This window comes from Corynebacterium sp. KPL1995, from assembly GCF_000477935.1.
Classification (GTDB): Bacteria; Actinomycetota; Actinomycetes; order Mycobacteriales; family Mycobacteriaceae; genus Corynebacterium; species Corynebacterium pseudodiphtheriticum.
In genome coordinates this window covers 1,939,030-1,963,640 of record NZ_KI515715.1, presented here as the reverse complement: position 1 = coordinate 1,963,640, position 24,611 = coordinate 1,939,030, and the positions used below count along the sequence as shown (strand labels likewise).

The following is a 24,611-nucleotide window of genomic DNA, read 5'->3' as shown; positions in this document are numbered from 1 at the left end:
GGTTGCCCGCAAATCGTGGACACATAATAGAGCTACCTAATAGTTAGGCAGCTATTTCTTTTCTGCTGGTGGTTAGACCAATATAGTTCTCGAAGTCGACGGGGCTGAGCATCCCGAGCGCTTCAGTGCCGGCGTCGGCGGTTGTAGACAACTTCAATCCAGCGAGCGACACCCGCACGTGCAGCGTCACGGGCTGACCAGCGCTTGCGGTCGTAGAACTCGGTTTTAAGTGTTGACCAGAATGACTCGGCCATCGCGTTATCGAAGCACACACCGCTACGCCCCACCAACTGGGCAACGCCAAGGTCGCGGTATACTTCCCACAGCTTCTCGCTGGTAAATTGCGTTCTGTGGTCAGCGTGAAATACCAGCCCTTCAGCAACGTCGCCGCGGAAGCGTATGCGTCATCCGCAGGGCCCGTTCGACCAGGGAAGTATCTTGCGCGCTATCCATAGCCCAGCCCAGTACCCTGCGGGAATGGCCATCGCGGACCGCGCACAAATATAACCAGCCCTCGTTGGTGCGCAGGTAGGTAATATTCGACATCCAGACCCGGTTAAGCTCACCTGTATCAAGCATGCGCTTGACCAGGTCAGGAAGCCTGGACTTACCTTAGATTGAATCGTTGTCACTGGGACAAAGGCCCGCGGGGGAGATCCCTTCAATGCCCATCATGCGCATCCGCTTGGCCGCAGTCTTACGGTTAAGCGAAATACGGTAGCGCTCGGTAAGGTCTGCGGTGATCCGCGGGGCACCGCAGACCTGATCGGAGTTTTTCCAAATCTGGTGAATCTTATGGTCAACATCGGCGTAGAATGCTGCGCGATCATCGTTGCCGGAAAGCCGTTGCTGCTGGGTGCAGGCCCATTTGTAGTATCCGGACCGAGATACCTTCAACAAGCGCGCCATGCGTGTGATACTGCAATTCGCCTTGCTCTGGCTGCATTAGTTCGAACTTTTCTTCTCGCGTTGCCTTAAAGCGAAGAAGGCTGTCGGGTTTGACAAAACTCATTATCCATCTTGGCTTGTGCCAGCTCACGGCGCAGACGAGCATTCTCAGTACGAAGATCGGGCTGGCTTAGCCCATTGGAGGCTCCTTGGCGTTCGCGCTCATTTTTTTACCTACCGTCCTAAAGGCCTGGTCCGACGTCAATCTCCTTGAGCTACATGAGCGATTGGGGGCTGCGACTCGATTACTAGGTTCGCGGCTTCACGTCGATACTCAGGTGTGTATTTCTTTCGCTGTTGACTCACAATGAACATCCTCTCTTACGGACACAAGATCCGCACTAATAAGGTGTCCACTAAACGAGGGTAACCTCAAGCAACAATGGCTATTTAGCTTTCTCCAGCCGCCACAAATACCAACAACCAACGACTACCAGTGGGCATCGACTACCAACAGCCTAGAAGGCGGAGTCAACGCGCAACTGAAATTGCTGACCAGACTTCACCACGGCAGATCGGGCGAGCGACAACGACGAATGCTCGAATGGTGGCTCTACCTGCACACCGAAAACCCCAGACCGCCTATCGAAATAGCCAAACAACAAAACTGGGGGCGCGATGCACTCGCCAAAGTCAACACCACGCCCGACAACGAGAACGAAGCCGACCAGCAAACAGGACGACCAGCCCTCTACGACAACGCTATCCCAACCGACTACAACCACAACCTAGGCGTACAGAAAGGATGGATAGGAACCTAACCCCGACACGGGGGTAACAACCCCAGACACACTTTTTGTCGCATATCCCAAGCCAGGCCTAAGCCATTAACCTAAAAAGAAACGCTCAACCCATGGGAAGGGGAGCGTCTCTGAAGCTAGAATGGGAGTACAGGCAAGAGTAGATCAATACACAAAGGTAATGACATAGCTCTTACGTGATTCCCATTTGCAAGTTTAAGGATAGCACACCGATGATCATCGTCAAACCAGAAAAACTAGAGGGCATAGTGCCTCGCATGCTTGAATTGACCTCGCGCACCACCCCTTGGCATCGGCGAGATTGGCGCGCTGGAACACTCGAACTAGTCGAAGAGGCTTTAAATGAATCGCGAATCCCGGGGACCAGCGAAGTAGCATTAAAGGAGCTGCGCGGCCATATGAGTAAAGCTCTTGGAAGCGATATGGGAGTGCCCCCTATTCAAAAGAACCTTAATAAGATCATGCAGAATATAGATTCTGCTAGCAATAAGAATAGTCACGATGTACAACTAGTTGAAAAGCACGCACAAGATTTGAAGGAGACTTATCTACAAAACTGGGCAGATATATTCGATTGTCCAAGTAAAGCTGGAGGTCTCGATATAGAGGGAACTGCAAAGCGTATCATTTCGCACTTGCTTTATTGTGGTGTGCCCGCCCCTAGTATCTATAGTGTTATACACGATTACAAAACTGAAGACGGACGATACGAATTTTCTACCCTCCTGCGTGAACTGGACAAAAAGATAAAATCTGATGCTAAGAATTTTAGCTTTGCAATTCCAGTCGACCGTGCTCCTGACTTCCTTCATTCACCTACGCCACCATGTGAGTGGCTTAGTGCAAAACAACTGAAACAGTGGAAACACAAGCATGCTCCTCAAGCAAAAACTGCGCGCCATCAAGGTGGTTTTATACTTACTGTGCAAGCGCGAGACGTAAATGAGGCGGCCAGTCAAGCACAACAATTACTTTCGCAGCTGTCTTTTAAGTTTGAATCTGGATCAGAAAACCGGTTCTCCATCCTTCCTATCATGTGGTCTAAAGAAAAAAGAAACTCCTTTCCTACCCGGCGTGGAATCCAACCCTTGAAACTCCGTGCATTCCAAAGAGCGGATGCTCTCCATGACTTGGAAATCGGAACTAAACCCAGAAATATTCTGGCAATTATAGAGCCTCTTCAGACGAACAACCCTCATGTGGCGCTAGTCAATGGATGGGTTGCCATTGAATCTCTCTTGGTGGATTCGGGCGAGGACGACCGAATTGGCGCCGAAAGGATGGCGCGCGTAGTCGCGGCAAGCTATTTTCGTACCGAGATGACGTGGTTAGCTAAGAATTATGCAGATCGGTACAAAGAAAAATGCTCGATAGCGGCACAGATCAAAAATGAAGGGGCTAGCATAATACGATCAAAGCTAATGGAGGGGGTAATCCTGGAGCGAAAAGATTTCGACCTTCTTGACCACGTCGATCGGCTAGCTATCGAAAAGATGCAAGAAGCCTTTAATAATCCGAATAGAATCTTTGACCGCACGTCCGAGATTCTTCAAAGAGAATTTCAGCGTCTATATCGAAAGCGAAACTTGATTGTGCACAGCGGACGCGCTGTAGGTAACGGCATTGAATCGATCACGGATAAAGTTATCCCACTTTTAATAAATGGGATCGATCAACTGCTTATCGCGAGCATCCAGCATGAGATGGATCCAAAGAATTTAGCTGCGTCCGTTGCCTTCAAATCTCTTCACCTTGACCGGGCAGGGAACTCGAAAAAATATACTCTATTGGATTTGTTGGAGGCTGATTAAACTAAAGGTAAACTGAGTGAATGGGCTGTATGCGCTATTTCAGTTATTGGGGTGGTGTTGACGTTTCCTCGTTATTCCGCGAGTTTTAACCGGGGCCTGACCCCCGACGTGTCCACTTTCCGGGGTTCAGGTCCTCTTTTCGATTCCTTGTTGGACTAAGAGTTTCGGGCAGCAGATGCTGATTGGTGGGTGAGAAGGATCTCGGAGGAGACTAGTTTTCCAACCCATCGACGATCCGCACGGTCTCCATCGCCACGCGCGTGACCTTGCCAATCAGATCCACGATGTAGCGCGGGTTGCCCACCTCATCGGCCCAATCATTCGGATCATTCACAATGCCGGAGGCCTTGTCCTTCTTCACCTGGTACCGGTCAATCAACCATGCCACCGCAGAGCGCGAGCCCAGCATGTATTCGTCTGCTTCTGCCGGAATACCGGAGATGGTCACCTGCTTGTTGTAGATCAACTTCGTAACGTCATTGACGTTTTTGCCCGTTTCCGGGGCCTTGCGCTTGGCCCACTTCATTTTCTGCACGCGCCAGGTCTCGCGGTTGGACTCATCACCCTTGACCTGAATATCCAGCGGCCACGGTTCCACGGACTCATAATTCACGTGCAGCGCCATGAGTTCCTTGCCAGCAACAGCAAACTTATCGAATTCCGCACGTGAAGTCGGTGTTTCAATATGCGGCAGCATCTTCTTCAAATCCGCCGCATACTTCGTGCGATAACCCGGATCATGCAGCTTGCCGTAGACAAAGTGGAAGATCTCATCACCCGAGACGTCGCCGCCCAACGCATCCCGGTACAACGCCTTGATGTCGTCGGTGATATTGTCGACCCGCACATACCCGTCAACGACTTCACCGACCTGGCCGTAAACACTGGCTTCGCCCTGCTTGACAACGTTCCCCTCACCGAACAGACCACCGTCCTCAGCATTGACTGGGGACCAGGTGAAGCGGGGGAAGAATTGGCTAGCCGTAAATACATTTAGGTCCGGTAGATGGTTCGTGGCCACTAAGCTACCGGCAACATTGGGATAAGGACCTGCGATCGACAAGCCAATGTTCTGGTGTTCGGGCATGGGGAATAACGAAGGAAGTTGGTAGGTCATGTCATTGAGCTTTTGCTCAAAATAACCCTTTTGCTTGGTGAAAGGCCGGTATAGCGCCGGATAGATTCGGCTTGGGGAAGCAACAACTTTGGTATTCTTTGCTGCGAAATTCTTAAGAGTGCGATTCCAAGAAATTTTTGTTGTGTCTGCGAATTTCGGATTTTCTTTCAAGAAATCTGTCACATCTTCTTCTTTAGGCTTGGTTACACCTCTATTTACTAGCCAGCTTTGAAGCTCCTCGATTGCTTTTGTATACGTATCTGTTAGCAGTCCCAGTTGCTCAGTCAATTGTTTTTCAGTCTGCGCATATGCCCAGGAATCACGACCGGTTTTTAATCCCGCAGAAAATGTCGTGAAAAATTTTGTCGATTTGCCCTTCTTTTCGCCAATAACCGGCCACGTTTCGAACTCTTCAGAGCGCTGATTCAGCCAGTCACCTTCTTTGTTAGGTGTGATGGATTGCCAGTCAATGGTTTCAATCGCAGAGGAGTCGACGATTTCAAGCTTTTCTTCAGCTGTCAGATAGTCACCGATGTCTCGGTAGTGAAGCTGGAAACCAGGCTTAGCAGGATCTTTGACACCGACCGTGACAGCTACAGTACTGCGGGAACCAGAACCGAAGACTTTTCCGCCTTCTTTGCGTGATTGCTCGCCAGCGGTACGTTGGTTGCCGCGCAAGTTAAAAATATAAAGGTCGGTGAAATCCTCGGCCATCGACAAGCGCACGCCGTCACCCGTATTGCCGTCGATCCAACCGCCATTGGATACGAATGCAACGACGCCCTGGTCGCCGATGCGATCCGTGGCCCAGCGGAAAGCGCGCAGGTAAGAGTCGTACAGAGAGTTTTTATTGGTAGCCGTGGACTTGGCCGCGTAGGTATCCGCGATGCGCTTATCCAGGCTGGGATACTTCTGGTTGGCGTTGAGGTCATTCGCGGACTTTTGGCCGGCGGAGTATGGCGGATTGCCGATGACCACGTTGATGGAGGCATTCTTCTGCCGCTCGATGGTGGCGTTGTTTTCCCGGAAGATGTTGAGGTCTGGGATATCTCCGTCTTCGTGGATTTGGAAGGTATCCGCTAGTGCAATGTTGGTGAATGGCACGTAGGCTGGTGCGTCTTCACCGTTGCGCTGCGCGGCTTCCTCACACAAGGCGTTGTAGGTGGTCTCGATATTCACCGCAGAGACATAGTAGGCCAGCAGCATGATCTCGGTGGCGAATAGCTCTTTGGCATATTTACGTGCCAAATCTTCTGGCTTGATAAGGCCCGATTGCAACAAACGGACCATGAACGTCGAAGTGCCAGCAAAAGGATCGAGGATGCTCACGCCTTCATCACTGAGCCCCTTGCCAAAGTGCTTTTGGGAGACCTCATCGGCTGCACGCAGGATGAAATCCACGATTTCCACAGGGGTGTAGACAATGCCCAGAGCTTCTGCTTGCTTCTTGAAGGCCTTGCGGAAGAAACGCTCGTACAGCTCCTTAATCACCTGCTGCTTACCAGAGGCCGAGGTCACCTCAGAAGCACGCACGCGCACGGACTCGTAGAACTTCTCCAGCGGCTCGGTTTCGCTTTCCAGGTAGGAATCCTGCAGGGCATCCGTCATACGCTGCATTACCTGGGCCACCGGGTTGTTCTCAATGAAGTCGTGGTTATCGAACAACGCGTTGAACACCGGGGCAGTGATCAAGTGCTGCGAAAGCATGGAGATGGCATCGGCTTCACCAATCCCGTCGTTCAGGTTATTACGCAGGCCATCGACGAAGTCATCGAATTCAGCGCGCAAGTGCTTATCCGCGCCGTCGACAAGTTTAGTAATGCGGGTGACCTGGTTCTCGGCAATCTTGGCGACGTCATCGGCCCAGTCTTCCCAATACGTGCGGGAACCAACCTTATCCACCAACTTGGTGTAGATGGCTTCTTGCCATTGCTCCAAGGAAAACAGCGCGATCTGCTTCGCTGTGTCTTCGTCAGTGGGATTATCGGTCGGGGAGGGAGCAGGATCGTCGCTCGGCTTTATCGGGTTAACTACTGGGTCCACGACAACCGGAAGCTCGTCTGGGTTGCCTTCGTTCAACGCGATGGAGTTGATCTTGGCATTGAAGCGATCATCGTGGGCACGCAGGGCGTTGAGGATCTGCCAGACCACCTTGAAACGCGTGTTGTCGTTGAGCGCCTGCGATGGGCTCACCCCAGGAGGCACCGCGACGGGCAAGATAATATAGCCATAGTCTTTGCCCTCTGCTTTACGCATCACGCGGCCTACAGATTGCACCACGTCCACCATGGAGTTTCGCGGTTGGAAGAAGATCACCGAATCCAGCCCCGGCACATCCACGCCTTCCGACAGGCAACGCGCGTTGGTCAGAACCCGGGATTCCGTCGGGGCAATATCAGCTTCCAGCCAGTTGATCCGCGAAGAGCGCTGCATCGCGTTCATGGTGCCGTCGACATGCTGGGCTGCCACAGCCACATCCGTGTTGTGCAGGCTGATGTCTTCCAACGCGGCGTGCTCGTGCAGCGATTCCTGGTGCGCGGTAACTAGAGCGGGGAAAGAATCTGCGATCTGTTTGGAATGTTTGATGTCTTTCGCGAAAACCACTGTGCGCTGCATCGGCTTGGCATTAACCTCGAAGCCGTCCTTGGTGCCCTGCAACTTGCCGGAGCGTTTTGCAAGCGCATTCCACGCGCCGATGATCGCCGAAGCCGTCGTGAGGTTCACTAATTGTCCTGGGGCGTTGGCAAGGGCTTCTGCGGCGACGTCCTCGTCGACCGTCATCACCAACACCTTGTAGTCGGTAAGCAACCCGCGCTCGACGGCCTCGCCGAAGCCTAACCGGTGAAACTCCGGGCCGTAGACGCCTTCATCATCCATCGAGGCCAATTCGGCCGAGTGGTCTGCGGCTTTGTCTTTCACGTCGTCGTCGAAAAGCTTCGGTGTTGCCGTCATGTACAGGCGTTTGTCGGCTTTGATGTAGTCGCCTTCGTGGATGCGCACGAAGTTGGAGGCATCCTCACCAGCCAAGGTCACACCAGTGGTGCGGTGAGCCTCGTCGCAAATGACCAGGTCGAAATCGTCGAGGCCGTGCTGCTGCGCGTCGTGGACGGTGGGCAGCGACTGGTAGGTGGAAAACACCACGTGCAGCCCCGCACCGTGTTTGCCGGTATTAAAGATCTGCGCCAGGCGTGTGCCGTCGGTCGAGACCGGCACCTCGAGATCATAAGGCGCAATATCCTCCGCGCCCTTGCCCACCTTGGTGTCCGAGCACACCGCGAAGCTGCGCATATCGACGGTGGCCTGCGCAGTCCACTCACGCAGGGTTTGCGAGAGCAGCGCGATGGACGGAACCAGGAACAAAACCCGGGCACGGCCGCCACGCTGCTGGGCGAACTGTTCCGCCAGGCGCAGCGACGTAAACGTCTTGCCCGTACCGCAGGCCATGATCAGCTTGCCGCGATCATGGGTAGCAAAACCAGCTAAGGCCTTTTCGATAGCCTCAGATTGGTGCTTACGTGGCTGGAAAGCTTGCTTACGCTCCAGTTTCACTTGGATTTCTGAGCCAGGGAATGCCACATCCCAGTTCACCGGGGCAGAAGCAATATCTCCGATACCGATACGGCTGGTTTCAATGATTTGGTTCGCCAGCGCGGCCTCGGCATTCGAGGACCACTTATCCGTCGTCGAGATGATATAGCGGTGCGAGAAATGTTCCCGGCCCTTTTCCGTTTCGAAGGATTTTCCAGAGGCCTCAAAGAAGGAGTCGATGTGGCCTTTTTGGATACTGGTGGTCGGCTTATAAAACTTTGCCTGGATGGCGACCCAGCTGTCATCGGCCACGCGGTGGGCCACCATATCGATGCCCGTGTCGGTCTGGCCATTGTTATAGCGCCAATCAGACCAGCGGCAGACCTCATCGAACTGCTCGGCCAGCGATGGTGTGGTGCGGAAGAAGTTCACCATGAGTTTTTCGAAGGCAATACCGTACTTGCCCTGCGGTTGATTCTCACGTAGCTGGTCCAGAACTTCTTCAAACGTAGCCATGCACCGATTATGCCTTACGAGGTTGCGGGTCGAGGTGCGTGGTGCACTTTGCCCAGCCTATGGTTCCTGGCCAGTGCCCGCGTTAATGATTCTATGCTGCACTGTCTTTCTTTTTGGAGGAAGCGGCCGTCGCTAAGTTGTAGCCAGATAGTGCCGCGAGTGCCACGACTATCCCCCAGATCGGAGAATCAGCAATTAAAGGCAGCGACGAACTTGGGAGCTGTACAATCACAAAGAATTATTGAGTACAGAGAGAATGTTTATGAATGTTCGAAACGTTCCGGGGTATGAGAACACTGGATTGGGAAACCTGTTAGCTCCTTCCACAACTAGTATTTGATATATGAGCATTGAAAACTGGGTATCAGTCTTGTCAGCCGGTATTGCATTAGCTTCCTTCGTGTTGGCCTCGTGGAATGCAATGCAATCTCGCAAATCAGAGGAGAAATCTGCCCAACAAGCTAAAGAAGCCACACTAGCAGCCAAAGCGGCTGCGAAATATCAGAGCGAAATTGCCAAAGCATTGAGTAAGCTCGAACCCAAGAATGGAGCTCCCTGGGAAATCAAACTAGATAAAGGTAAAAGTTACATTCTAACCAATATATCGGGAAAAATACTTCAAAACGTTCATATCGAGATTGGAGATTTATCTAGAATCAACGGAGGTGATCGACGTTTAAAGGTTGGCCCTGGTGAGCAGATCAGCTTTATCTACGGTGCGATTTTCGGTTCGAACAATCCTTACCAGTTGCATATTTCGTATGAAGCGCAGGATGAGGAAGGACGTCAAGAATGGACGGGGGTGATTCCCCGACCGGAAAATTTTAAATAACGAGTGCTTCGGCAGTTAAGATCAATCGCCCGTATCCGTGTATTCCGAGAGCGTTGAGGTGCAGCGGGATGTTTCCCGGTGCTGGTGGTGCAACGTCAAAAAGGTTGCGCCACCAACGCTGCGGCGAACACATATCGTGGCCTTCAGAGGCAGGCCAGGCGTCGACAAAGGTGGCCCCATTGTGCTCGGCTACTTCACGCAGGTTGTTCTGCAAACGCTCTTCCGTAGCGGCAATGAGGGGAGTAGGGATAGGCAGCGGGTCAGAAGAATGCAACCCACTGTTCGCACATGTTGTGCCATCGCTTGTGACACGGGGATATCCAACCACCACAATCTTGGCATTCGGTGCGTGCTCGTGGATAACGTCGATGGCGTTCTGCAAGCCACTACGGACCGCGTGATCAACCGCCTGTGTATCGAGTCCGTAACGGTAAGTATCGTTAGCCCCCGCAACAATAACGACGTTTCTCGTACTCCGGGTGAGATCGCCCTGTTCTGCAGCTGTGCGGAGAGTATCGTCGATACGAGGCTCACCACTAGCTAACGAAGCACCAGAACACTGATACTGATCCACTCGAGCGACGCCGGACACCTGACGGATCTCGTCGGCGATGGCGCCGTCGGTAACGCAACCGACACCGGTGGCCATGATGTCTTTGCTACTACCCGGCGCATCGGAGCTACTGCCTGACATAGCAGAACTACTACTAGACGTATCAGTGGCGCTACCTGACGAAAGCGGCATGTTATTGCGCACAACATCGAAAGGTGCGGGGTTGGCGACCACGCTGTCACCGGCCAATACGGTATTTCCCGGAGGTGCCGTATGAGCTGCGGCAGCACCAGCAGTAAGAGATGCAGTAGCGGCCACGATAGCAGTCAGTAGAGCGAGCTTAGTACGCATGCGTGTCCTAGTGGAATGAAAATGGTTTTGCGTTACACCTTAGTCAAACTTGTCGAACCACCGAAGATCCACAGTTGGGCGTAGCTTGACGCCTGATTCACCGTCCGCGCGAATCAGTTCCGCGAGACGGTCACCGCTAATGAGATCTACTGTGGGTACCGATGCCGTAGCAGCTTTACGGGCGGGTTCTGTGAACCGGCTCAGAGTGACGATAATGGCGCGCTCTGCTCCCTTGGTATGAGCATCGCGTTGGAAAAGCGCCACCGTATCACGGCCAATAGGCTTATCTGGGGCATAGCGCTTGACTTGTACTGCCACACGAGAAGAAAGCACTGAACTGATTGGTGCTGTACCGATGGCATCGACGCCTTCGTCACCAGAACCGCCGGTTTGTTGCAGGTGCAGGCCTTGTCGCCGAAGCAAATAGATAACAAACTTTTCGAAGCCGTCCGGCGATAATTGGTGGAGTCGTTCCAGTAGTTGACTCTTCCAATCTCTATCCATTTCTTCGTCGTCGGAGTCTTCGCGAATCTCTGCGTCAGAAATATCGTCTTCCACTTCAGAGTCTGTAGTTTTCGCTTCTTTTTCTAATTTCTTCCGCTGCCGTTGTGCTCGGGAAATCTCTCGATCAAGGTCTTGAACTTTGTCGAAAGCATCCACTTCCGTAAGCTCAAGAAGCTCTTCGCCTTTATCGGTGAGCAAATACATTCCTTGCCCTGGTTGTTCGAGCACACCAATTCGTTTAGCCGTAGTACGAGCCCACCCAATGCGGTCAATCAGCACAGAGAGATTTGGGCGAGTCGGATAAGTAATTTGCTGAAGGTTTTCTGAACCCGGGACTAGCTCCAATACGTGCTCGGTAATTTCGTTGGCCCTGGCAGATCCACCCAAAACATGCATCGCTTTGAGCACAGGCACAACGAGTTGCTGGTGGGTCGGAATTCCGCGTTCGGTAAAAGACTTATTTGATTCTGAAGCGCTCATTCTTCCATTCTCGCAGAGCTAGAATGCCAGGGAAGAATACGGCGAAAGGTAACCCCCAATGCTTTATCCCTACCGTGTGAACCTGGACTGGCTCTGGGGCACACCACCCGGGAACGACGGCACCCCAGCTACCGTGCGCGCAGTCGTCGAAGGCGCTAACGCCTGCGCATTAGCCCAAGCCTGGCTAGAAAGCCTCTCTGTAGACGACAACGGCCACCGTGGCGAAGGCGGATGGGGAGCACAGCTAGTACACGCGGGGGAATATTCGCGCCGGGCCATCCTGGCGATCACGTCCGCCGGAGAAGACGTAGCTGACGGCATTGAAGACGGCACCGATAACCTGTACTGCTTCCTCGCCGAACAGGTGCGCGGTGTGGCAGAATCCGATCTCAACGTGGAATGGCAGGAACTCGAACGTCGTCAAGCGTAACGGGGCAGCAGGCCACGGTGGGTGTAGCGCTTGGGCTCGAGCATGGTAGCTCTAGCGCTGTGGCTGTAGTGTGCTGCCGGTGGCGGCTAAAGTGTAGGGCATGAAACGCCTCTTGCTCATCGACGGACACTCCATGGCCTTCCGTGCTTTTTACGCACTCCCGGCAGAAAATTTCTCCACCGGCGGCGGCCAGCACACCAACGCGGTCTACGGATTCCTCACCATGCTCACCGGCATCGTCGGCGATGAAAAACCCGACCACATCGCAGTGGCCTTCGACGTCGGGCGCAAAACCTTCCGCACCGAAAAATTCCCGGATTACAAAGCCCAGCGCGCAGCCACGCCAGAAGAATTCAAAGGCCAAGTCGAACTCATCCGCGAAGTCATCGAAGCACTCGGCATCACCACGCTCTCAGTCGAAAACTACGAGGCCGACGACATCCTCGCCACCCTGGCCACCGCAGCCGGGGCACAGTCCGGCGAATACGAAACCCTGATCGTCACCGGCGACCGCGACTACCTCCAGTTGGTCAACGACACCACCACCGTGTTGTACCCCATGCGCGGAGTATCCAAGCTGCACCGCTTCACCCCAGATGCCGTGGAAGAAAAATACGGCTTGAGCCCGCAGCAATACCCGGACTTCGCAGCCCTGCGCGGCGACCCATCCGATAACCTGCCTAATATCCCCGGCGTGGGCGAAAAGACCGCGCAAAAATGGATCAAACAATACGGCAGCCTCGACGAGCTGATCGCACACGCCGACGACATCAAAGGCAAAGCCGGCAACAGCTTCCGCGAACGCATCGAACAAGTGCGCCTCAACCGTGAACTCACACAAATGATCACCGATATGCAACTTTCGCACAGCCCGGATGATCTTTCTTTTGGCGACGTCGACGCCAACCAAGTGGCCGCCCATTTCGACGACCTCGAATTCGGCCCCAACCTGCGCGACCGCGTACTCGGCGTATTTGGCGCTGAAACTGAGATTGACGACACCCCAGAATTGCCCGCCATCACACACGACGAAGCCACACTTACCGACTGGCTCGCCGAGCACACCGAAGGCGTCGCCATCTTCGTCGACGGCAACGGCGCGCCGGGGCAGGGTGATGCCACAGCGATCGCGTTCGTCGATACGAACCGGCAAGGCATCACGGTGGTGCTGGAAGATCTTTCCGCCGACGAAGACAAAGCCCTGGCAGAGTGGCTTGCCGACGACAGCGCCAGCAAATATTTGCACGAGGCCAAAGCTGCCTTCCACATGCTGGCAGGCCGCGGCTACCAGCTGCGCGGCATCGGCCACGACACCGCGATCGCCGCATATCTGCTGCGCCCAGGCCAGCGCGGTTATGATCTGGCCGATGTTTACCAGCGCCACCTGCAGAAAACCCTGCCGGGCGGGGAGGGGGAAACCCAGCAGCTGTTGGAAAAAGCCGGGGCGATCCTCGAGCTGGCGGAGCTTTTGACCACCGAGCTGCTGAAGATCGAGAGTTTCGAGCTGTACCGCGACCTGGAGCTGCCGCTGGTGCAGATCCTAGGAACTATGGAAGCCACCGGTATTGCTGTCGACCGTGAGGTGTTGGACGAGCAAGCCGAGACCTTCGCCGAGATGGTGCGCGAAGAACAAGACGCCGCCCGCGAGCTGGCCGGTGATGAAAACCTGAACTTGAATTCGCCCAAACAGTTGCAAACCGTGCTGTTTGAGACCCTAGATTTGCCGAAGACGAAGAAAACCAAAACTGGTTATTCCACCGCCGCCGGTGAGATCGAGGCTTTGGCGGCGAAGCACCCGCACCCATTTTTGGACCGGCTGCTGGCACACCGCGAATACCAGAAAATGAAGACTACCCTGGAAGGCTTGTCCAAAACCGTGCAAGGCGATGGGCGCATTCACACCAGCTTCCACCAAACGGTGGCCTCGACTGGCCGGTTGAGCTCGTCAGACCCGAACTTGCAGAATATCCCGGTGCGTACCGAGGCCGGACGGAAAATCCGCTCCGCATTCCAGGTCAGTGAAGGTTTTGAAACGCTGCTGAGTGCGGACTACTCGCAGATCGAAATGCGCGTGATGGCGCACTTATCCGGAGATCCGGGGCTAATCCAGGCCTACCAAGAAGGCGAAGACCTGCACAATTACGTCGGTTCGCGCGTGTTCGACGTCCCGGTGGAAGAAGTCACCCCGGAACTGCGCCGCCGGGTTAAGGCAATGTCCTACGGCCTGGTGTACGGCTTGTCTGCCTATGGCCTATCGCAGCAGCTGAATATTCCACCGGGGGAGGCAAAAAAGATCATGGAAAACTACTTCGCCCGCTTCGGTGGGGTGAAGCAGTACCTGGATGAGGTCGTCGAAAAGGCCCGGCATGATGGCTTTACCGCAACGGTGTTTGGTCGGCGCCGTTATTTGCCGGAGCTGAACTCAGATAACCGCGTTGCCCGGGAGAACGCCGAACGGGCCGCGTTGAATGCGCCGATTCAGGGCACAGCCGCAGACATCATTAAGGTGGCGATGATCCGCGTCGACGACGCACTGCGGGAAGCGAAGCTGCGGTCCCGGGTGCTGCTGCAGGTGCACGACGAGTTGGTCGTGGAAATCGCGCAAGGCGAGCTAGAGCAGGTCCGCGAGCTGGTGGAACGCGAAATGGATCAAGCCATCACGCTGACCGTCCCGCTGGAGGTTTCCACCGGTTCCGGCACCAACTGGCAAGCCGCCGAGCACTAGCTTAGCTAGAGCTAGCACCCGGCAGCATTCTGGAGTGCTCGAGAGCCAACCGCGAGTTGCTCGGCATTGCGGTCGGGGCGTGAGCCACTTCTTCTAGGTCCGAAACTCGAAGACTAAGCTGCCTGCATCTGGCAGATCGGAGCCGTGCTTGCCGACGGTCGGCGCTGGCAACCCTGCGCGGCCGAAGAGATAATACAGCTCTTCCCGGCTGCGCAGCTGCTCGCCGTACAGTGCGAAGGTGACCAGTGCGCTCTCGGCACTAGACCGCTCAGCACTAGACTGCGCGACACTAGACTGCGCGGTGTCAGAACCTGAGGCAGAACGTGAGGCAGCAGACGGTGCGGAAAAACCGGTTTCACCAGTGGAATCCGGCAGGCGGCACTGGCAAGCAAGCCGTAGCGAATCTGCCCCGGCTTGTTGTTGCTTGCGGTAGAGATCCTGCAGATACTCGGTTGCCGCCGCATCGTCGCGTTGTGCCAGATCCGCAGTCACCGGAATAACTGAGTTAGTTGTGTTTGTTGCTTCTGTTGCCTCTATTGCGTCTGTTGGTGCTGTTGCGGTGCCTAATCCCGTGGATGTCCCGGCCGCAGCCGCAACTCCCGGGTGGTAGCCGTCGACAAGCGCGGTACGCAGGTGCACGAGCCCCGCCAAAGTTGCTTGGTTGCGCTGATTGTTATCAGATAGCTGCTCGACGGTGGCGTCTTCAGCCAGAATCCGGCCAGAAGCAGTCAACTGCCACTGCGCAGACGCGGCACGGGAAACCAAGCCCAGGGTTTCCAGGTACACCAAAAGCTTTTCCAGCCCAGCCGTTTGGGTGTTCGTGGCTGCAGCAAGCTCGTGCACATCACGCGGGGCGGTGGCCAAGGTGGTGCCCAGTCCCACGGTTACTGCCGTGCGAATGGCGAAAGCCGCGGTGAGGTCACTCAGGGCAGCAAATTCTGCCTGAGCGTTGCGGGTTGACGTACCGTTCCCAGCGTGCCCGTCCTTGTGCGGCGTCAATTGTGCTGGTTCGGCAGCGTTCGTCGTTGTGCTATGCGCGCTGGGGCTGGCCAGCGTTTCTGTCGCTCGGCGTGGTGGCGTCGAGTAGTGCTTCGTGCGGGATTTCCAATAACCAGAAAAATGCATCTGGTGTTTACGTAGCCTCTTGGCCTCCTGCAGCCACCGGCGAATCGGTTTCAAACTGGCAGACTCGCCAGCTACCCAGGCGAAAACTTCGCCGTCCCACCAGTCGGTGGTGGAGATGGCGTCGAAAAGCGTGTGCGCATCGCTGTGGAATAACCAGGTGATTTCCACGCCATCTGGGCAGGGGAGTTGTTGGCGGTGGGAATGCTCGTCGACCAAAATAAAAAACTTGCCGCGCTGCCCGGCAGGCCATTCTTCTAGCCAACGGCTCAGCGCGGGCAACGCGGTAGCATCACCAGCGGCAAGGATCCAGTCAGCGCCTTGCGGTTCGGAAGACGTCGACTTCGGGCCTGCGATTTGTAGAATATCGCCGGGTTGGGCTTGCGACGCCCACGAGGTTGCGGGGCCGGAGCCGTGTAAAACAAAATCTACGTCCAGCTCGCCGTGTTGGCTGTCGAAACGGCGCACGGTATAAGTTCGGCGTGGCGACGACGAAGATTTTGCAGGCCAATCCAATTTTCCATCGCGCTGCGATGGGCCCACGGGTTGTTTTCCAGGAGAATTGGGCAGGATTAGTTTGATGGAGTCATCGAAATTATCTGAGCGAAACTCTGGGACGACGTAGCCGTTGTCCGCAGTATGCGCTGCTAGTTGTGGACCGCCCAGGGTGACCCGACGCATGCCGTCGGTGACATCCTGGACGCGCAGCACCTGCAGAAATCGGGTGCTTGCTGGGTACGAAGTACGTGTGCGGGCCATAAGCCCATTTTAGTCGTACTTTGCTGTTAGCTACGACGCGGTTATGCCTGGCCCTTGTGCAGTCCAGAACCGAGTTTGATGGACAAACCTGGAACCGAGTTGATGAGTTCCTTGGTGTAGTCCTGCTGCGGATCGTCGAACAGCGATTCTGTCGGGCCGCGCTCCACAATCTGCCCATTTTTCATCACCACAACGTTATCGGCGGTCTGGCGGACCACTGCCAGATCGTGCGTAATGAACAGGTACGACAAACGCAGGTTCTGCTGTAGCTCATTGAGCAGTTCGATGACCTGGTTTTGCACCAGGACGTCCAAAGCAGACACGGCTTCGTCGAGCACAATAACTTCTGGTTCCAACGCCAGAGTGCGCGCAATAGCGATGCGCTGGCGCTGACCACCAGACAGCTCGTTGGGGTAGCGGCGCATAGCGGACGCCGGCATGGCCACCATATCTAGCAATTCGGCGACTCGTTTTTCACGCGACTTCCGGTTGCCAACCTTGTGCAGTACCAGCGGTTCCTCGATGGACTTGTATACCGAATACATCGGATCCAGCGAGCCATACGGGTTTTGGAACACAACTTGCAATTTGCGGCGTAAGCGGAAAATTTCTTTCGCCGTCATCTTTTGCACGTTTTCGCCCTGGTACAGAATTTCGCCCGAGGTTGGTTCCAGCAGGTTCAGCACCATATTCGCCACGGTGGATTTACCGGAGCCAGATTCTCCGACGACTGCCAAAGTCTCGCCCTTGTTCAGCGTGAAGGAGACGTTATCAACGGCCTTAAACATTTCACCGCGTTTGCCGCGAACCGGGAATTCCTTCGTCAGGTCTTTTACTCGGATAATCTCCTGCGGGGCAGCTTTGTCGTGCGCTGGCTTGTGATCCTGCGCGGCGGTTTCATCAGCCTGTTTGCCGACGCCTACCTGTGCGGTGGTGTGGGTGCGCTGCGAGGCCATCAGCGGTGCGGCGTTAACCAATCGCTGGGTGTACGGATGGTGCGGGTCTTCCAGGATTTCCCGCGAAGGACCGGCTTCTACAATGCGTCCGCGGTGCATCACGATCAGGTGCTCGGCGCGCTCTGCCGCCAACCCCAGGTCGTGGGTAACAAATAGCAGGGCAGTGCCGTGCTGATCAGTCAGAGTTTTCAGGTGGTCCAGGATCTTTTTCTGCACGGTCACGTCCAACGCGGAGGTCGGCTCGTCGGCAATGAGCAAACGTGGGTTCGCTGCCAAGCCAATACCGATCAGTGCACGTTGCCGCATACCACCAGAAAACTCGTGAGGGTATTGGTTCGCCCGCGATTCTGGATCAGGCAAACCGGCTTCCGCCAGCAATTCGTTGACGCGCTTTTTCACCTCGGATTTGCCGACGACGTTATTCGCCTTGAGAGATTCCGCGACTTGCGTGCCGATCTTCCATACTGGGTTCAGGTTGGACATTGGATCCTGCGGGACCAGCCCGATCTTTGAACCGCGGATTTTCTGGATCTGCTTTTCGCTCATCTCGTTGATGGTCTGGCCATCGAAGATGATCGACCCGCCAGTAACGGATCCGTTTTCGGGCAGCAAACCAAGAATCGACATCGCGGTGGTGGATTTACCTGATCCGGATTCACCAACGATCGCGACGGATTCACCCGGATAAATATCGAAGCTGACTCCGCGGACTGCTTCGACGACACCTGTCGATGACTGGAAAGAAATCTTCACGTCGTCCATGCGCAGCAAAGGCTGTGGTGAGTCTGCAGTTGAGGTAGCTTCGCTGGTTTTTGCTGCGTCGGTTTTGGCACCACTGGAGTGTTTCTCGGAAGAACTCATCGTTTCCTCGCTTTCGGGTCTAGGGCGTCGCGGACGACATCGCCCATGAGGATGAAGCTCAGCACGGTAATTACCAGTGCTCCGGCCGGGTAGAACAGAATTTCAGGTCGGGTACGCAACGAGCTTTGTGCCGAAGAAATATCGCCACCCCAGCTCACGACTTCTGGTGGTAACCCGATACCCAGGAAGGACAAGGTAGCTTCGGCGACGATGAACACACCGAGTGCGACGGTGCCGTAGACGATGATTGGAGCCGCGGCATTTGGCAGGATGTGTTTGGTCAGCATGGTCCAGCGTGAGGCACCAAGTGAGCGGGAGGCGGTAACGAAGTCTTCATTTTTCACGCTCATCACACTTCCACGGGCAATACGTGCGATATTCGTCCAACCGAATAATGACAGCACCAGGACCACAGACCATAGCGAGCGTGATTCGCGGAACATCTGCATGACGACGATGGCGGCCAACAGCAGTGGCACGGCGAAGAAAACGTCGGTAAAGCGAGAAAGGACCGAGTCCACCCAGCCGCCGAAGAAGCCGGCGGTTGCGCCAATGATGGTACCGATAATCATGACCATGGCGGTTGCAAGAATTCCTACGGCCACCGAAGCGCGTGCGCCATAAACGGTGCGGGCATAAATATCGCAGCCTTGACGGTCAAAGCCAAATGGGTGACCGGAAGTTGGTTTACCCAGGGAATTTGATAATTCACAAAAGCGTGGATCAGTCGAGGTAAAGACCTGCGGGAACAGTGCCAAGGCGATGGTGCACAGAATCAAAACTGCCGAGACCCAAAATAGGGGGCGTTTGCGCAGGCTAGCCCAGGCTTCGCCCCATTGGGAACGTGGCGGGCGGTCGTCGTTCACGGCGTCGACTGCGCCCAGGCCTTGTTCATCGGTGTCTGCGACGTAGCGTTCCAGGCGCGGGCGTTGGAAGTAGTTCTTATTTGTCATAGCGAATCCTTGGATCGAGCACGGCGTACATCAAGTCGACCAGCAAGTTGGCGATGATGTAGACGATGACCAGCACGGTGGTGATGGATACGACGGTGGCGGGTTCACCACGGATAATCGCCTGGTACAAAGTGCCACCAATACCGTTAATGCCGAAGATTCCTTCGGTAATGATTGCACCGCCCATCAGAATTCCGAGGTCGGCGCCGATAAAGGTAACCACGGGAATCATGGAATTCCGCAGCACGTGGCGGGTCATTACTGAGCCGCCCGACATGCCTTTGGCGCGAGCGGTGCGCACGTAATCTGCCCGGAGATTTTCCGATACGGATTGCCGGGTCAAGCGGATGACATAGGCCAGCGATACTGCACCCAGCACGATGGCGGGCATGAGCAGCTCGAGGAAGGTTTCGTTACGACCGACCGTGACGGGTAACAAGCCCCATTTCACACCGACGAAAAATTGCATCACGAAACCGATCACGAAGGATGGAATCGCAATTACCAGCAGAGACAGCACCAAAACGGTGGAGTCGAAGATTCCGCCGCGGCGAATTCCGGCAATGAAACCGAACAGCACACCAAAAATGGTTTCGAACACGACAGCCATTACTGTCAGTTTGATCGTCACCGGAAAGGCATTGGCCATAAGCGATGAGACTGACTGGCCAGAAAAAGTCATGCCAAAATCAAGGGTGAAAATGCCTTTGAGGTAGAGCAGGTACTGCACGAGGAAGGGCTTATCCAGGTTGTATTCTTCCTGGATACGCTGCCGGGCAATATCACTGAGACCACGGTCGCCGCCGAGGGCTTCGACGGGATCACCTGGCATCAAGAACACGAGGGCAAAAATCAAGAACGTGGCTCCGAAAAAGACTGGAACCATTTGCAAGACTCGGCGCCCTATGTAATGCAACATAGGTTTTTCCTTAACTTATAACGGGCGAAATCCGGTCAGTCGCATTCGGACTGACCGGATTGACGTCGCCTTAGTGTAACCTATCTGAGTGTTTTGTAACACTCATTAGCTTTTTCTTAAGACTTGGTGATGGCGTAGAACACTGGAACTCGGTTCCATGCGAATTCTACGTTCTCGACAGCTTCGGAATATCCGGCCGCAGCGTTGGAGTACCACATTGGGATTGCTGGCAGGTCCTTAAAGAGGATCTTCTGTGCTTCCGAGTAGAGCTTGGTAGCTTCTTCGGCGCTTTCTGCCTGCTGTGCTTCAGCCAACTTGGCATCGAATTCTTCACTCGAGTATTTACCGTCGTTTGAGCTACCACCGGTGGCAAAATTCGGTTCCAGGAAGTTACCCAAAGATGGGTAGTCGGCCTGCCAACCGGAACGGAAAGCGGTGTCGATGCTTCCGCTCGTGATGTCATCGCGCAGACCCTTGAAATCAGGGTATGGGTTGCCGATCGCATCGATTTCGAGGTTATTCGACAACTGGTTGGTGAGGGCATCAACCCACGCTTGGTGGCCACCATCGGCGTTATAAGCGATTTCGAAAGTGCCGTTGAACTCGCTGATATCGTTGGCCTGCTCCCAGAGTTCTTTCGCCTTTTCAGGATCGAATTCAAGAACCTCATTGCCCTCTAGGTCCTCTTCATAACCAGGGATAACTGGGGAGGTGAAGTCCTTGGCTGGGGTAACGGTGTCACGGAAAATCGTCTTGGAGATTTCTTCCCGGTCAAAAGCGAGGGAGATGGCTTGACGACGAAGTTTGCCTTCTTCGCCCTCGAAGTGCTCTAGCTCGCTCGGGATTGTGAATGCCTGGAAAATTGCGGATGGCTGCGAGATTGCCCGATCGCCCAGCTCGTCTTCGAATTGAGACAATGCGGATTCCGGAATGGAATCAATGACGTCCAGGTTTCCGGACAGCAGATCTGCATAGGCGGCATCCTGCTGGGTGTAGATGCGGAAGTCGACGCCGTCGTTTTGTGCTTTGCGGTCGCCTTCGTATTCCTCATTAGGAACGAGAAGGATGTTTTCGTTGTGGTTCCACTCAGCGAGTTTGTATGGGCCATTAGCGATTGGTTTTTCGCCGTAGGCGTCGATGTCGTCAAATGCTGAAGGATGCAGTGGTTTGAATGGGCCGTAGCCGAGACGTTGCTCAAAGTCAGCGGTTGGCTCGGAAAGCTCAATGGTGAAGGTCTTGTCGTCTTCGACGGTCAGACCTTCCATGGACTCTGCGCCTTCTGCATAACCTTTGATTGGTGTGAAGAAAGACTCCTGGAGCAACGATTCCGAGACTGTGTAGTTCCAAGCATCGACGAAGTCATTGGCTGTAATCGGGGTGCCGTCTTCCCACTTGGCATCTTTCAGTTTGACGGTATAGGTGCGGTCGCCGTCGAAGTCGATGCTTTCAGCGAGGTCATTGTGTGACTCGCCTTCGGCGTCGTAGTAGGTCAGTCCCGAATAGAGGAACTGAATTGCGGTTCCGCCGCCAGCCTCGTTGGTGTTTCCGGGAACCAGCGGGTTTTGTGGCTCTGTGAGGTTGGCAAGCACGTAGTTGGTGCCGCCTTCAGTACTGCCGCCAGCACTGGAGCTTCCAGAATCGTCGCTGCAGGCAACCAGCGTCAGTGAGAGCCCGGCAGCTGCCAGCACTCCGATGGACTTCGTCATCTTCATTACATTCTCCTGTGAGTGTCGAATTCAAAGCTCCACGCGATGACGTCAATTGGCGACTGAAATATCACTGCAAGTACATGTAAGTAGTTTTGCCGAGGTGAGATCGCGGGATTGCGCAAAGTATAGCAGTGACTGTTCTCTCACTGAAATTTTCGTGTGTTTTGATTCACCCGTTATTTAGTCAAGCCTAAATTGTTGAACAAGTTTGGGGTGATAGGTTTTAGTGAAGCGTGTCTTGACCTGTGGGGATGTAGTTAACACCGGAGTAGTGTTAGAGAGTTGTGTCTGGCGGTTGGGTTTTAAAAAACTTCCCTGCTCCGACCGGAAAATAGAGAACAAAAGCTTGCATAGCTCACTGAACGGGTTTATGCTTTGTGGGGCATGTCTATGCGTTAGAAGTGCGTGAACTCTGATAGGAAGTTCGACGTGCTTGTAGCGCGAGATCGTGAGCTTACATGAAAGGCTGAACCGTTCTTTGGTTCATTGTCTGAAGTGAAGCCTTCGAGAGACTGCGAATGTACACAATCGATTTCCTATCCATTTCGGAGCACGCAACAATATGACAGCTTCTAAGGCCCCTCAGGTAGCCGTAAACGACATCGGCACTGCTGAGGATTTTCTCGCCGCGATCGACGAGACCATCAAGTACTTCAATGACGGTGACATTGTAGAAGGTACCGTCGTCAAGGTCGATCACGACGAGGTACTGCTTGACATCGGATACAAGACCGAGGGCGTAATTCCTTCTCGCGAGTTGTCCATCAAGCACGACGTCAACCCAGATGAGGTTGTTCAGCTGGGCGACCAGATCGACGCCCTGGTTTTGACGAAGGAAGACAAGGAAGGCCGTCTGCTGCTTTCCAAGAAGCGCGCACAGTACGAGCGCGCTTGGGGTGCCATCGAGGACCTCAAGGAGAGCGATCAGCACGTCACCGGTACCGTCATCGAGGTTGTCAAGGGCGGCCTGATTCTGGATATCGGTCTGCGTGGCTTCCTGCCTGCTTCCCTGGTAGAAATGCGTCGCGTTCGCGACCTGGAGCCATACATTGGCCAGGAGCTTGACGCTAAGATCATCGAGCTGGACAAGAACCGCAACAACGTTGTTCTGTCCCGCCGTGCATACCTGGAGCAGACCCAGTCCGAGGTTCGCTCCGAATTCCTGCACCAGCTGCAAAAGGGTCAGGTCCGCAAGGGTGTCGTTTCCTCCATCGTCAACTTCGGTTCCTTCGTGGACCTGGGCGGTGTCGACGGTCTGGTACACGTTTCCGAGCTGTCCTGGAAGCACATCGACCACCCATCCGAGGTTGTCACCGTTGGTGACGAAGTAACCGTTGAGGTCCTGGATGTTGATCTGGACCGCGAGCGCGTTTCCCTGTCGCTGAAGGCAACCCAAGAAGATCCTTGGCGCGTATTCGCCCGCACTCACGCTGTGGGTCAGATCGTTCCAGGCAAGGTCACCAAGCTGGTTCCATTCGGTGCGTTCGTTCGCGTCGAAGAAGGCATCGAAGGCCTGGTTCACATCTCCGAGCTGGCCCAGCGCCACGTCGAGGTTCCAGACCAGGTTGTCAACGTTGGCGAAGAAGCCATGGTCAAGGTCATCGACATCGACCTCGAGCGTCGTCGCATCTCCCTGTCCCTGAAACAGGCAGACGAGGACTACACCGAGGAATTCGATCCATCCAAGTACGGCATGGCCGACTCCTACGACGAGCAGGGCAACTACCTGTTCCCAGAAGGCTTCGACCCAGAGACCAACGAGTGGAAAGAAGGCTTCGACGAGCAGCGTCAGGCCTGGGAAGCTCGTTACGCCGAGTCCGAGCGTCGCTTCCAGCTGCACACCGCGCAGATCGAGCGCAACCGTGCCGCAGCAGAAGCCGCTGCTAACAGCGACGAAGCCGCTAACTACTCCTCCGAGTCCGGCGCATCGGATGCCGCTCCGTCATCCGAAGGCACCACCGAGGATGCAGGTTCCCTGGCTTCCGACGAGCAGCTTGCTGCACTGCGCGACAAGCTGGCTGGCAACTAAACAAGCCGCTTAGCTAGCCGGAGTTTTCAGCTAGCGTCGCAAAAGCATAAGAACCCACTTCTTTCTGCCCCAACCCGGGCATTGAGAAGTGGGTTTTTGCGTTCTACACTGGGATTATGAAAATTATCGGACTTACCGGAGGGATCGGCAGCGGTAAGTCAACCGTCGCCCGAAGCCTGCAAGAACACGGATTCCCAATCGTCGACGCCGACCTCATCGCACGCGAAATCGTCGAACCCGGCCAACCCGCACTCGCCGAACTCACCAAAGAATTCGGCGCAGACATCCTCAATACCGACGGCTCCCTCGACCGAGGACTGCTTGCATCACGCGCATTCGAAAACAAAGAAACCACCCAGCGACTCAACAACATCACCCATCCACGCATCAACCAGCGCACACAAGAACTCTTCGACGAAGCCCGCGAAAATGGGGCAGAAGCCGTCATCTACGACATGCCCCTGCTGATCGATAAAGGCCTACACAAAGACATGGACGCAACCATCGTCGTGCACGCCGCAGAACACGTGCGCCTCGAACGGCTGACTACCAAGCGTGGCCTCGACGTTGACGATGTCCGCCGTCGAATCAACGCGCAAATCGACGACGAAACGCGCAAACAACACGCAGACATCCTCCTCGACAACAACGGCACTGAAGAAGACCTAACACAACAAATCGCACAAGCCGTCGACAAGATTAAACAGTTGACCAAGCACTAGCAGCCGAGATAGCAGAGTAGACTGG

Annotated in this window: 17 protein-coding genes and 1 pseudogene; 7 read left to right on the top strand and 11 right to left on the bottom strand. The window is 54.8% G+C overall.

Annotation, left to right across the window (positions count from 1 at the left end; translation table 11 throughout):
- Nucleotides 1–122 precede the first annotated feature (122 nt).
- From HMPREF1292_RS11615 to HMPREF1292_RS10885, 3 genes are all read right to left on the bottom strand, one after another.
- The gene (locus tag HMPREF1292_RS11615) at nt 123–290 is read right to left on the bottom strand and encodes an integrase core domain-containing protein (protein ID WP_369707196.1); all 168 of its coding nucleotides are present in this window, start codon (nt 288–290) and stop codon (nt 123–125) included.
- A gap of 85 nt (nt 291–375) precedes the next feature.
- Complete coding sequence (locus HMPREF1292_RS10890) at nt 376–579, bottom strand: IS3 family transposase (RefSeq protein ID WP_023019563.1); 204 nt, start codon at nt 577–579, stop codon at nt 376–378.
- 33 nt (nt 580–612) lie between these two features.
- Nucleotides 613–909, bottom strand: coding sequence for an IS3 family transposase (locus tag HMPREF1292_RS10885; RefSeq protein WP_023019562.1), 297 nt, complete (start codon nt 907–909; stop codon nt 613–615).
- A 422-nt stretch (nt 910–1,331) separates the two neighbouring features.
- Between HMPREF1292_RS10885 and HMPREF1292_RS10515 the strand changes: the two are divergent.
- Both HMPREF1292_RS10515 and HMPREF1292_RS08655 read left to right on the top strand, forming a co-directional pair.
- Nucleotides 1,332–1,709: pseudogene (locus tag HMPREF1292_RS10515) on the top strand (IS256 family transposase); the annotation flags it as partial.
- Between the two features lie 212 nt (nt 1,710–1,921).
- Nucleotides 1,922–3,520 carry a hypothetical protein gene (locus tag HMPREF1292_RS08655; RefSeq protein WP_023019560.1) on the top strand — a complete coding sequence of 533 codons (1,599 nt, stop codon included), beginning with the start codon at nt 1,922–1,924 and terminating at the stop codon, nt 3,518–3,520.
- Between the two features lie 211 nt (nt 3,521–3,731).
- On the opposite strand, the gene HMPREF1292_RS08650 is transcribed toward HMPREF1292_RS08655, so the two are convergent.
- Entirely contained in the window at nt 3,732–8,681 is a 4,950-nt protein-coding gene (locus tag HMPREF1292_RS08650) for a DEAD/DEAH box helicase (RefSeq protein ID WP_023019559.1), read from the bottom strand.
- Nucleotides 8,682–9,024: 343 nt separating this feature from the next.
- Between HMPREF1292_RS08650 and HMPREF1292_RS08645 the strand changes: the two genes are divergently transcribed.
- On the top strand, nt 9,025–9,513 hold the full coding sequence (locus HMPREF1292_RS08645) for a hypothetical protein (protein WP_023019558.1): 489 nt from the start codon (nt 9,025–9,027) through the stop codon (nt 9,511–9,513).
- Here HMPREF1292_RS08645 and HMPREF1292_RS08640 read toward each other — a convergent pair.
- Together HMPREF1292_RS08640 and HMPREF1292_RS08635 are read right to left on the bottom strand one after the other, a co-directional pair.
- The gene (locus HMPREF1292_RS08640; protein WP_023019557.1) at nt 9,506–10,417 is read right to left on the bottom strand and encodes a GDSL-type esterase/lipase family protein; all 912 of its coding nucleotides are present in this window, start codon (nt 10,415–10,417) and stop codon (nt 9,506–9,508) included. The two genes, HMPREF1292_RS08645 and HMPREF1292_RS08640, sit on opposite strands and share 8 nt — an antisense overlap.
- A gap of 39 nt (nt 10,418–10,456) precedes the next feature.
- The gene (locus HMPREF1292_RS08635) at nt 10,457–11,401 is read right to left on the bottom strand and encodes a restriction endonuclease (RefSeq protein WP_023019556.1); all 945 of its coding nucleotides are present in this window, start codon (nt 11,399–11,401) and stop codon (nt 10,457–10,459) included.
- A 58-nt stretch (nt 11,402–11,459) separates the two neighbouring features.
- Here HMPREF1292_RS08635 and HMPREF1292_RS08630 point away from each other — a divergent pair, with 58 nt between their 5' ends.
- Both HMPREF1292_RS08630 and polA read left to right on the top strand, forming a co-directional pair.
- A complete protein-coding gene (locus HMPREF1292_RS08630) occupies nt 11,460–11,831 on the top strand; it encodes a hypothetical protein (RefSeq protein WP_023019555.1) in 372 nt (123 codons plus the stop codon).
- A 100-nt stretch (nt 11,832–11,931) separates the two neighbouring features.
- Nucleotides 11,932–14,556, top strand: coding sequence for a DNA polymerase I (gene polA, locus HMPREF1292_RS08625; RefSeq protein WP_023019554.1), 2,625 nt, complete (start codon nt 11,932–11,934; stop codon nt 14,554–14,556).
- Between the two features lie 93 nt (nt 14,557–14,649).
- On the opposite strand, the gene HMPREF1292_RS08620 is transcribed toward polA, so the two are convergent.
- The 5 genes from HMPREF1292_RS08620 to HMPREF1292_RS08600 form a co-directional block, all read right to left on the bottom strand.
- Entirely contained in the window at nt 14,650–16,437 is a 1,788-nt protein-coding gene (locus tag HMPREF1292_RS08620) for a siderophore-interacting protein (protein WP_023019553.1), read from the bottom strand.
- A 41-nt stretch (nt 16,438–16,478) separates the two neighbouring features.
- On the bottom strand, nt 16,479–18,155 hold the full coding sequence (locus HMPREF1292_RS08615; RefSeq protein WP_034646113.1) for an ABC transporter ATP-binding protein: 1,677 nt from the start codon (nt 18,153–18,155) through the stop codon (nt 16,479–16,481).
- 95 nt (nt 18,156–18,250) lie between these two features.
- Complete coding sequence (locus tag HMPREF1292_RS08610; RefSeq protein ID WP_023019551.1) at nt 18,251–19,207, bottom strand: ABC transporter permease; 957 nt, start codon at nt 19,205–19,207, stop codon at nt 18,251–18,253.
- Complete coding sequence (locus HMPREF1292_RS08605) at nt 19,197–20,126, bottom strand: ABC transporter permease (RefSeq protein ID WP_023019550.1); 930 nt, start codon at nt 20,124–20,126, stop codon at nt 19,197–19,199. Before HMPREF1292_RS08605 ends, HMPREF1292_RS08610 begins: the two co-directional genes overlap by 11 nt.
- Nucleotides 20,127–20,242: 116 nt before the next feature.
- Nucleotides 20,243–21,838 carry an ABC transporter substrate-binding protein gene (locus tag HMPREF1292_RS08600; protein ID WP_023019549.1) on the bottom strand — a complete coding sequence of 532 codons (1,596 nt, stop codon included), beginning with the start codon at nt 21,836–21,838 and terminating at the stop codon, nt 20,243–20,245.
- Nucleotides 21,839–22,397: 559 nt separating this feature from the next.
- Between HMPREF1292_RS08600 and rpsA the strand changes: the two genes are divergently transcribed.
- Entirely contained in the window at nt 22,398–23,864 is a 1,467-nt protein-coding gene (gene rpsA, locus HMPREF1292_RS08595) for a 30S ribosomal protein S1 (RefSeq protein WP_023019548.1), read from the top strand.
- Nucleotides 23,865–23,980: 116 nt separating this feature from the next.
- Nucleotides 23,981–24,586: a dephospho-CoA kinase gene (gene coaE, locus HMPREF1292_RS08590; protein ID WP_023019547.1), complete on the top strand. Its 606-nt coding sequence runs from the start codon at nt 23,981–23,983 to the stop codon at nt 24,584–24,586.
- Nucleotides 24,587–24,611: the final 25 nt, after the last annotated feature.

Excerpts from the sequence above, each read along its gene's own strand:
- rpsA (WP_023019548.1), top strand. The coding sequence starts at position 22,398 with ATGACAGCTTCTAAGGCCCCTCAGGTAGCCGTAAACGACATCGGCACT.
- HMPREF1292_RS08635 (WP_023019556.1), bottom strand. The coding sequence starts at position 11,401 with ATGAGCGCTTCAGAATCAAATAAGTCTTTTACCGAACGCGGAATTCCG.
- coaE (WP_023019547.1), top strand. The coding sequence starts at position 23,981 with ATGAAAATTATCGGACTTACCGGAGGGATCGGCAGCGGTAAGTCAACC.
- HMPREF1292_RS08620 (WP_023019553.1), bottom strand. The coding sequence starts at position 16,437 with ATGGCCCGCACACGTACTTCGTACCCAGCAAGCACCCGATTTCTGCAG.
- HMPREF1292_RS10890 (WP_023019563.1), bottom strand. The coding sequence starts at position 579 with ATGCTTGATACAGGTGAGCTTAACCGGGTCTGGATGTCGAATATTACC.
- HMPREF1292_RS08600 (WP_023019549.1), bottom strand. The coding sequence starts at position 21,838 with ATGAAGATGACGAAGTCCATCGGAGTGCTGGCAGCTGCCGGGCTCTCA.
- HMPREF1292_RS08615 (WP_034646113.1), bottom strand. The coding sequence starts at position 18,155 with ATGGACGACGTGAAGATTTCTTTCCAGTCATCGACAGGTGTCGTCGAA.
- HMPREF1292_RS08630 (WP_023019555.1), top strand. The coding sequence starts at position 11,460 with ATGCTTTATCCCTACCGTGTGAACCTGGACTGGCTCTGGGGCACACCA.
- HMPREF1292_RS08655 (WP_023019560.1), top strand. The coding sequence starts at position 1,922 with ATGATCATCGTCAAACCAGAAAAACTAGAGGGCATAGTGCCTCGCATG.
- HMPREF1292_RS08640 (WP_023019557.1), bottom strand. The coding sequence starts at position 10,417 with ATGCGTACTAAGCTCGCTCTACTGACTGCTATCGTGGCCGCTACTGCA.
- HMPREF1292_RS08605 (WP_023019550.1), bottom strand. The coding sequence starts at position 20,126 with ATGTTGCATTACATAGGGCGCCGAGTCTTGCAAATGGTTCCAGTCTTT.
- polA (WP_023019554.1), top strand. The coding sequence starts at position 11,932 with ATGAAACGCCTCTTGCTCATCGACGGACACTCCATGGCCTTCCGTGCT.
- HMPREF1292_RS08650 (WP_023019559.1), bottom strand. The coding sequence starts at position 8,681 with ATGGCTACGTTTGAAGAAGTTCTGGACCAGCTACGTGAGAATCAACCG.
- HMPREF1292_RS10885 (WP_023019562.1), bottom strand. The coding sequence starts at position 909 with ATGGCGCGCTTGTTGAAGGTATCTCGGTCCGGATACTACAAATGGGCC.
- HMPREF1292_RS08610 (WP_023019551.1), bottom strand. The coding sequence starts at position 19,207 with ATGACAAATAAGAACTACTTCCAACGCCCGCGCCTGGAACGCTACGTC.
- HMPREF1292_RS08645 (WP_023019558.1), top strand. The coding sequence starts at position 9,025 with ATGAGCATTGAAAACTGGGTATCAGTCTTGTCAGCCGGTATTGCATTA.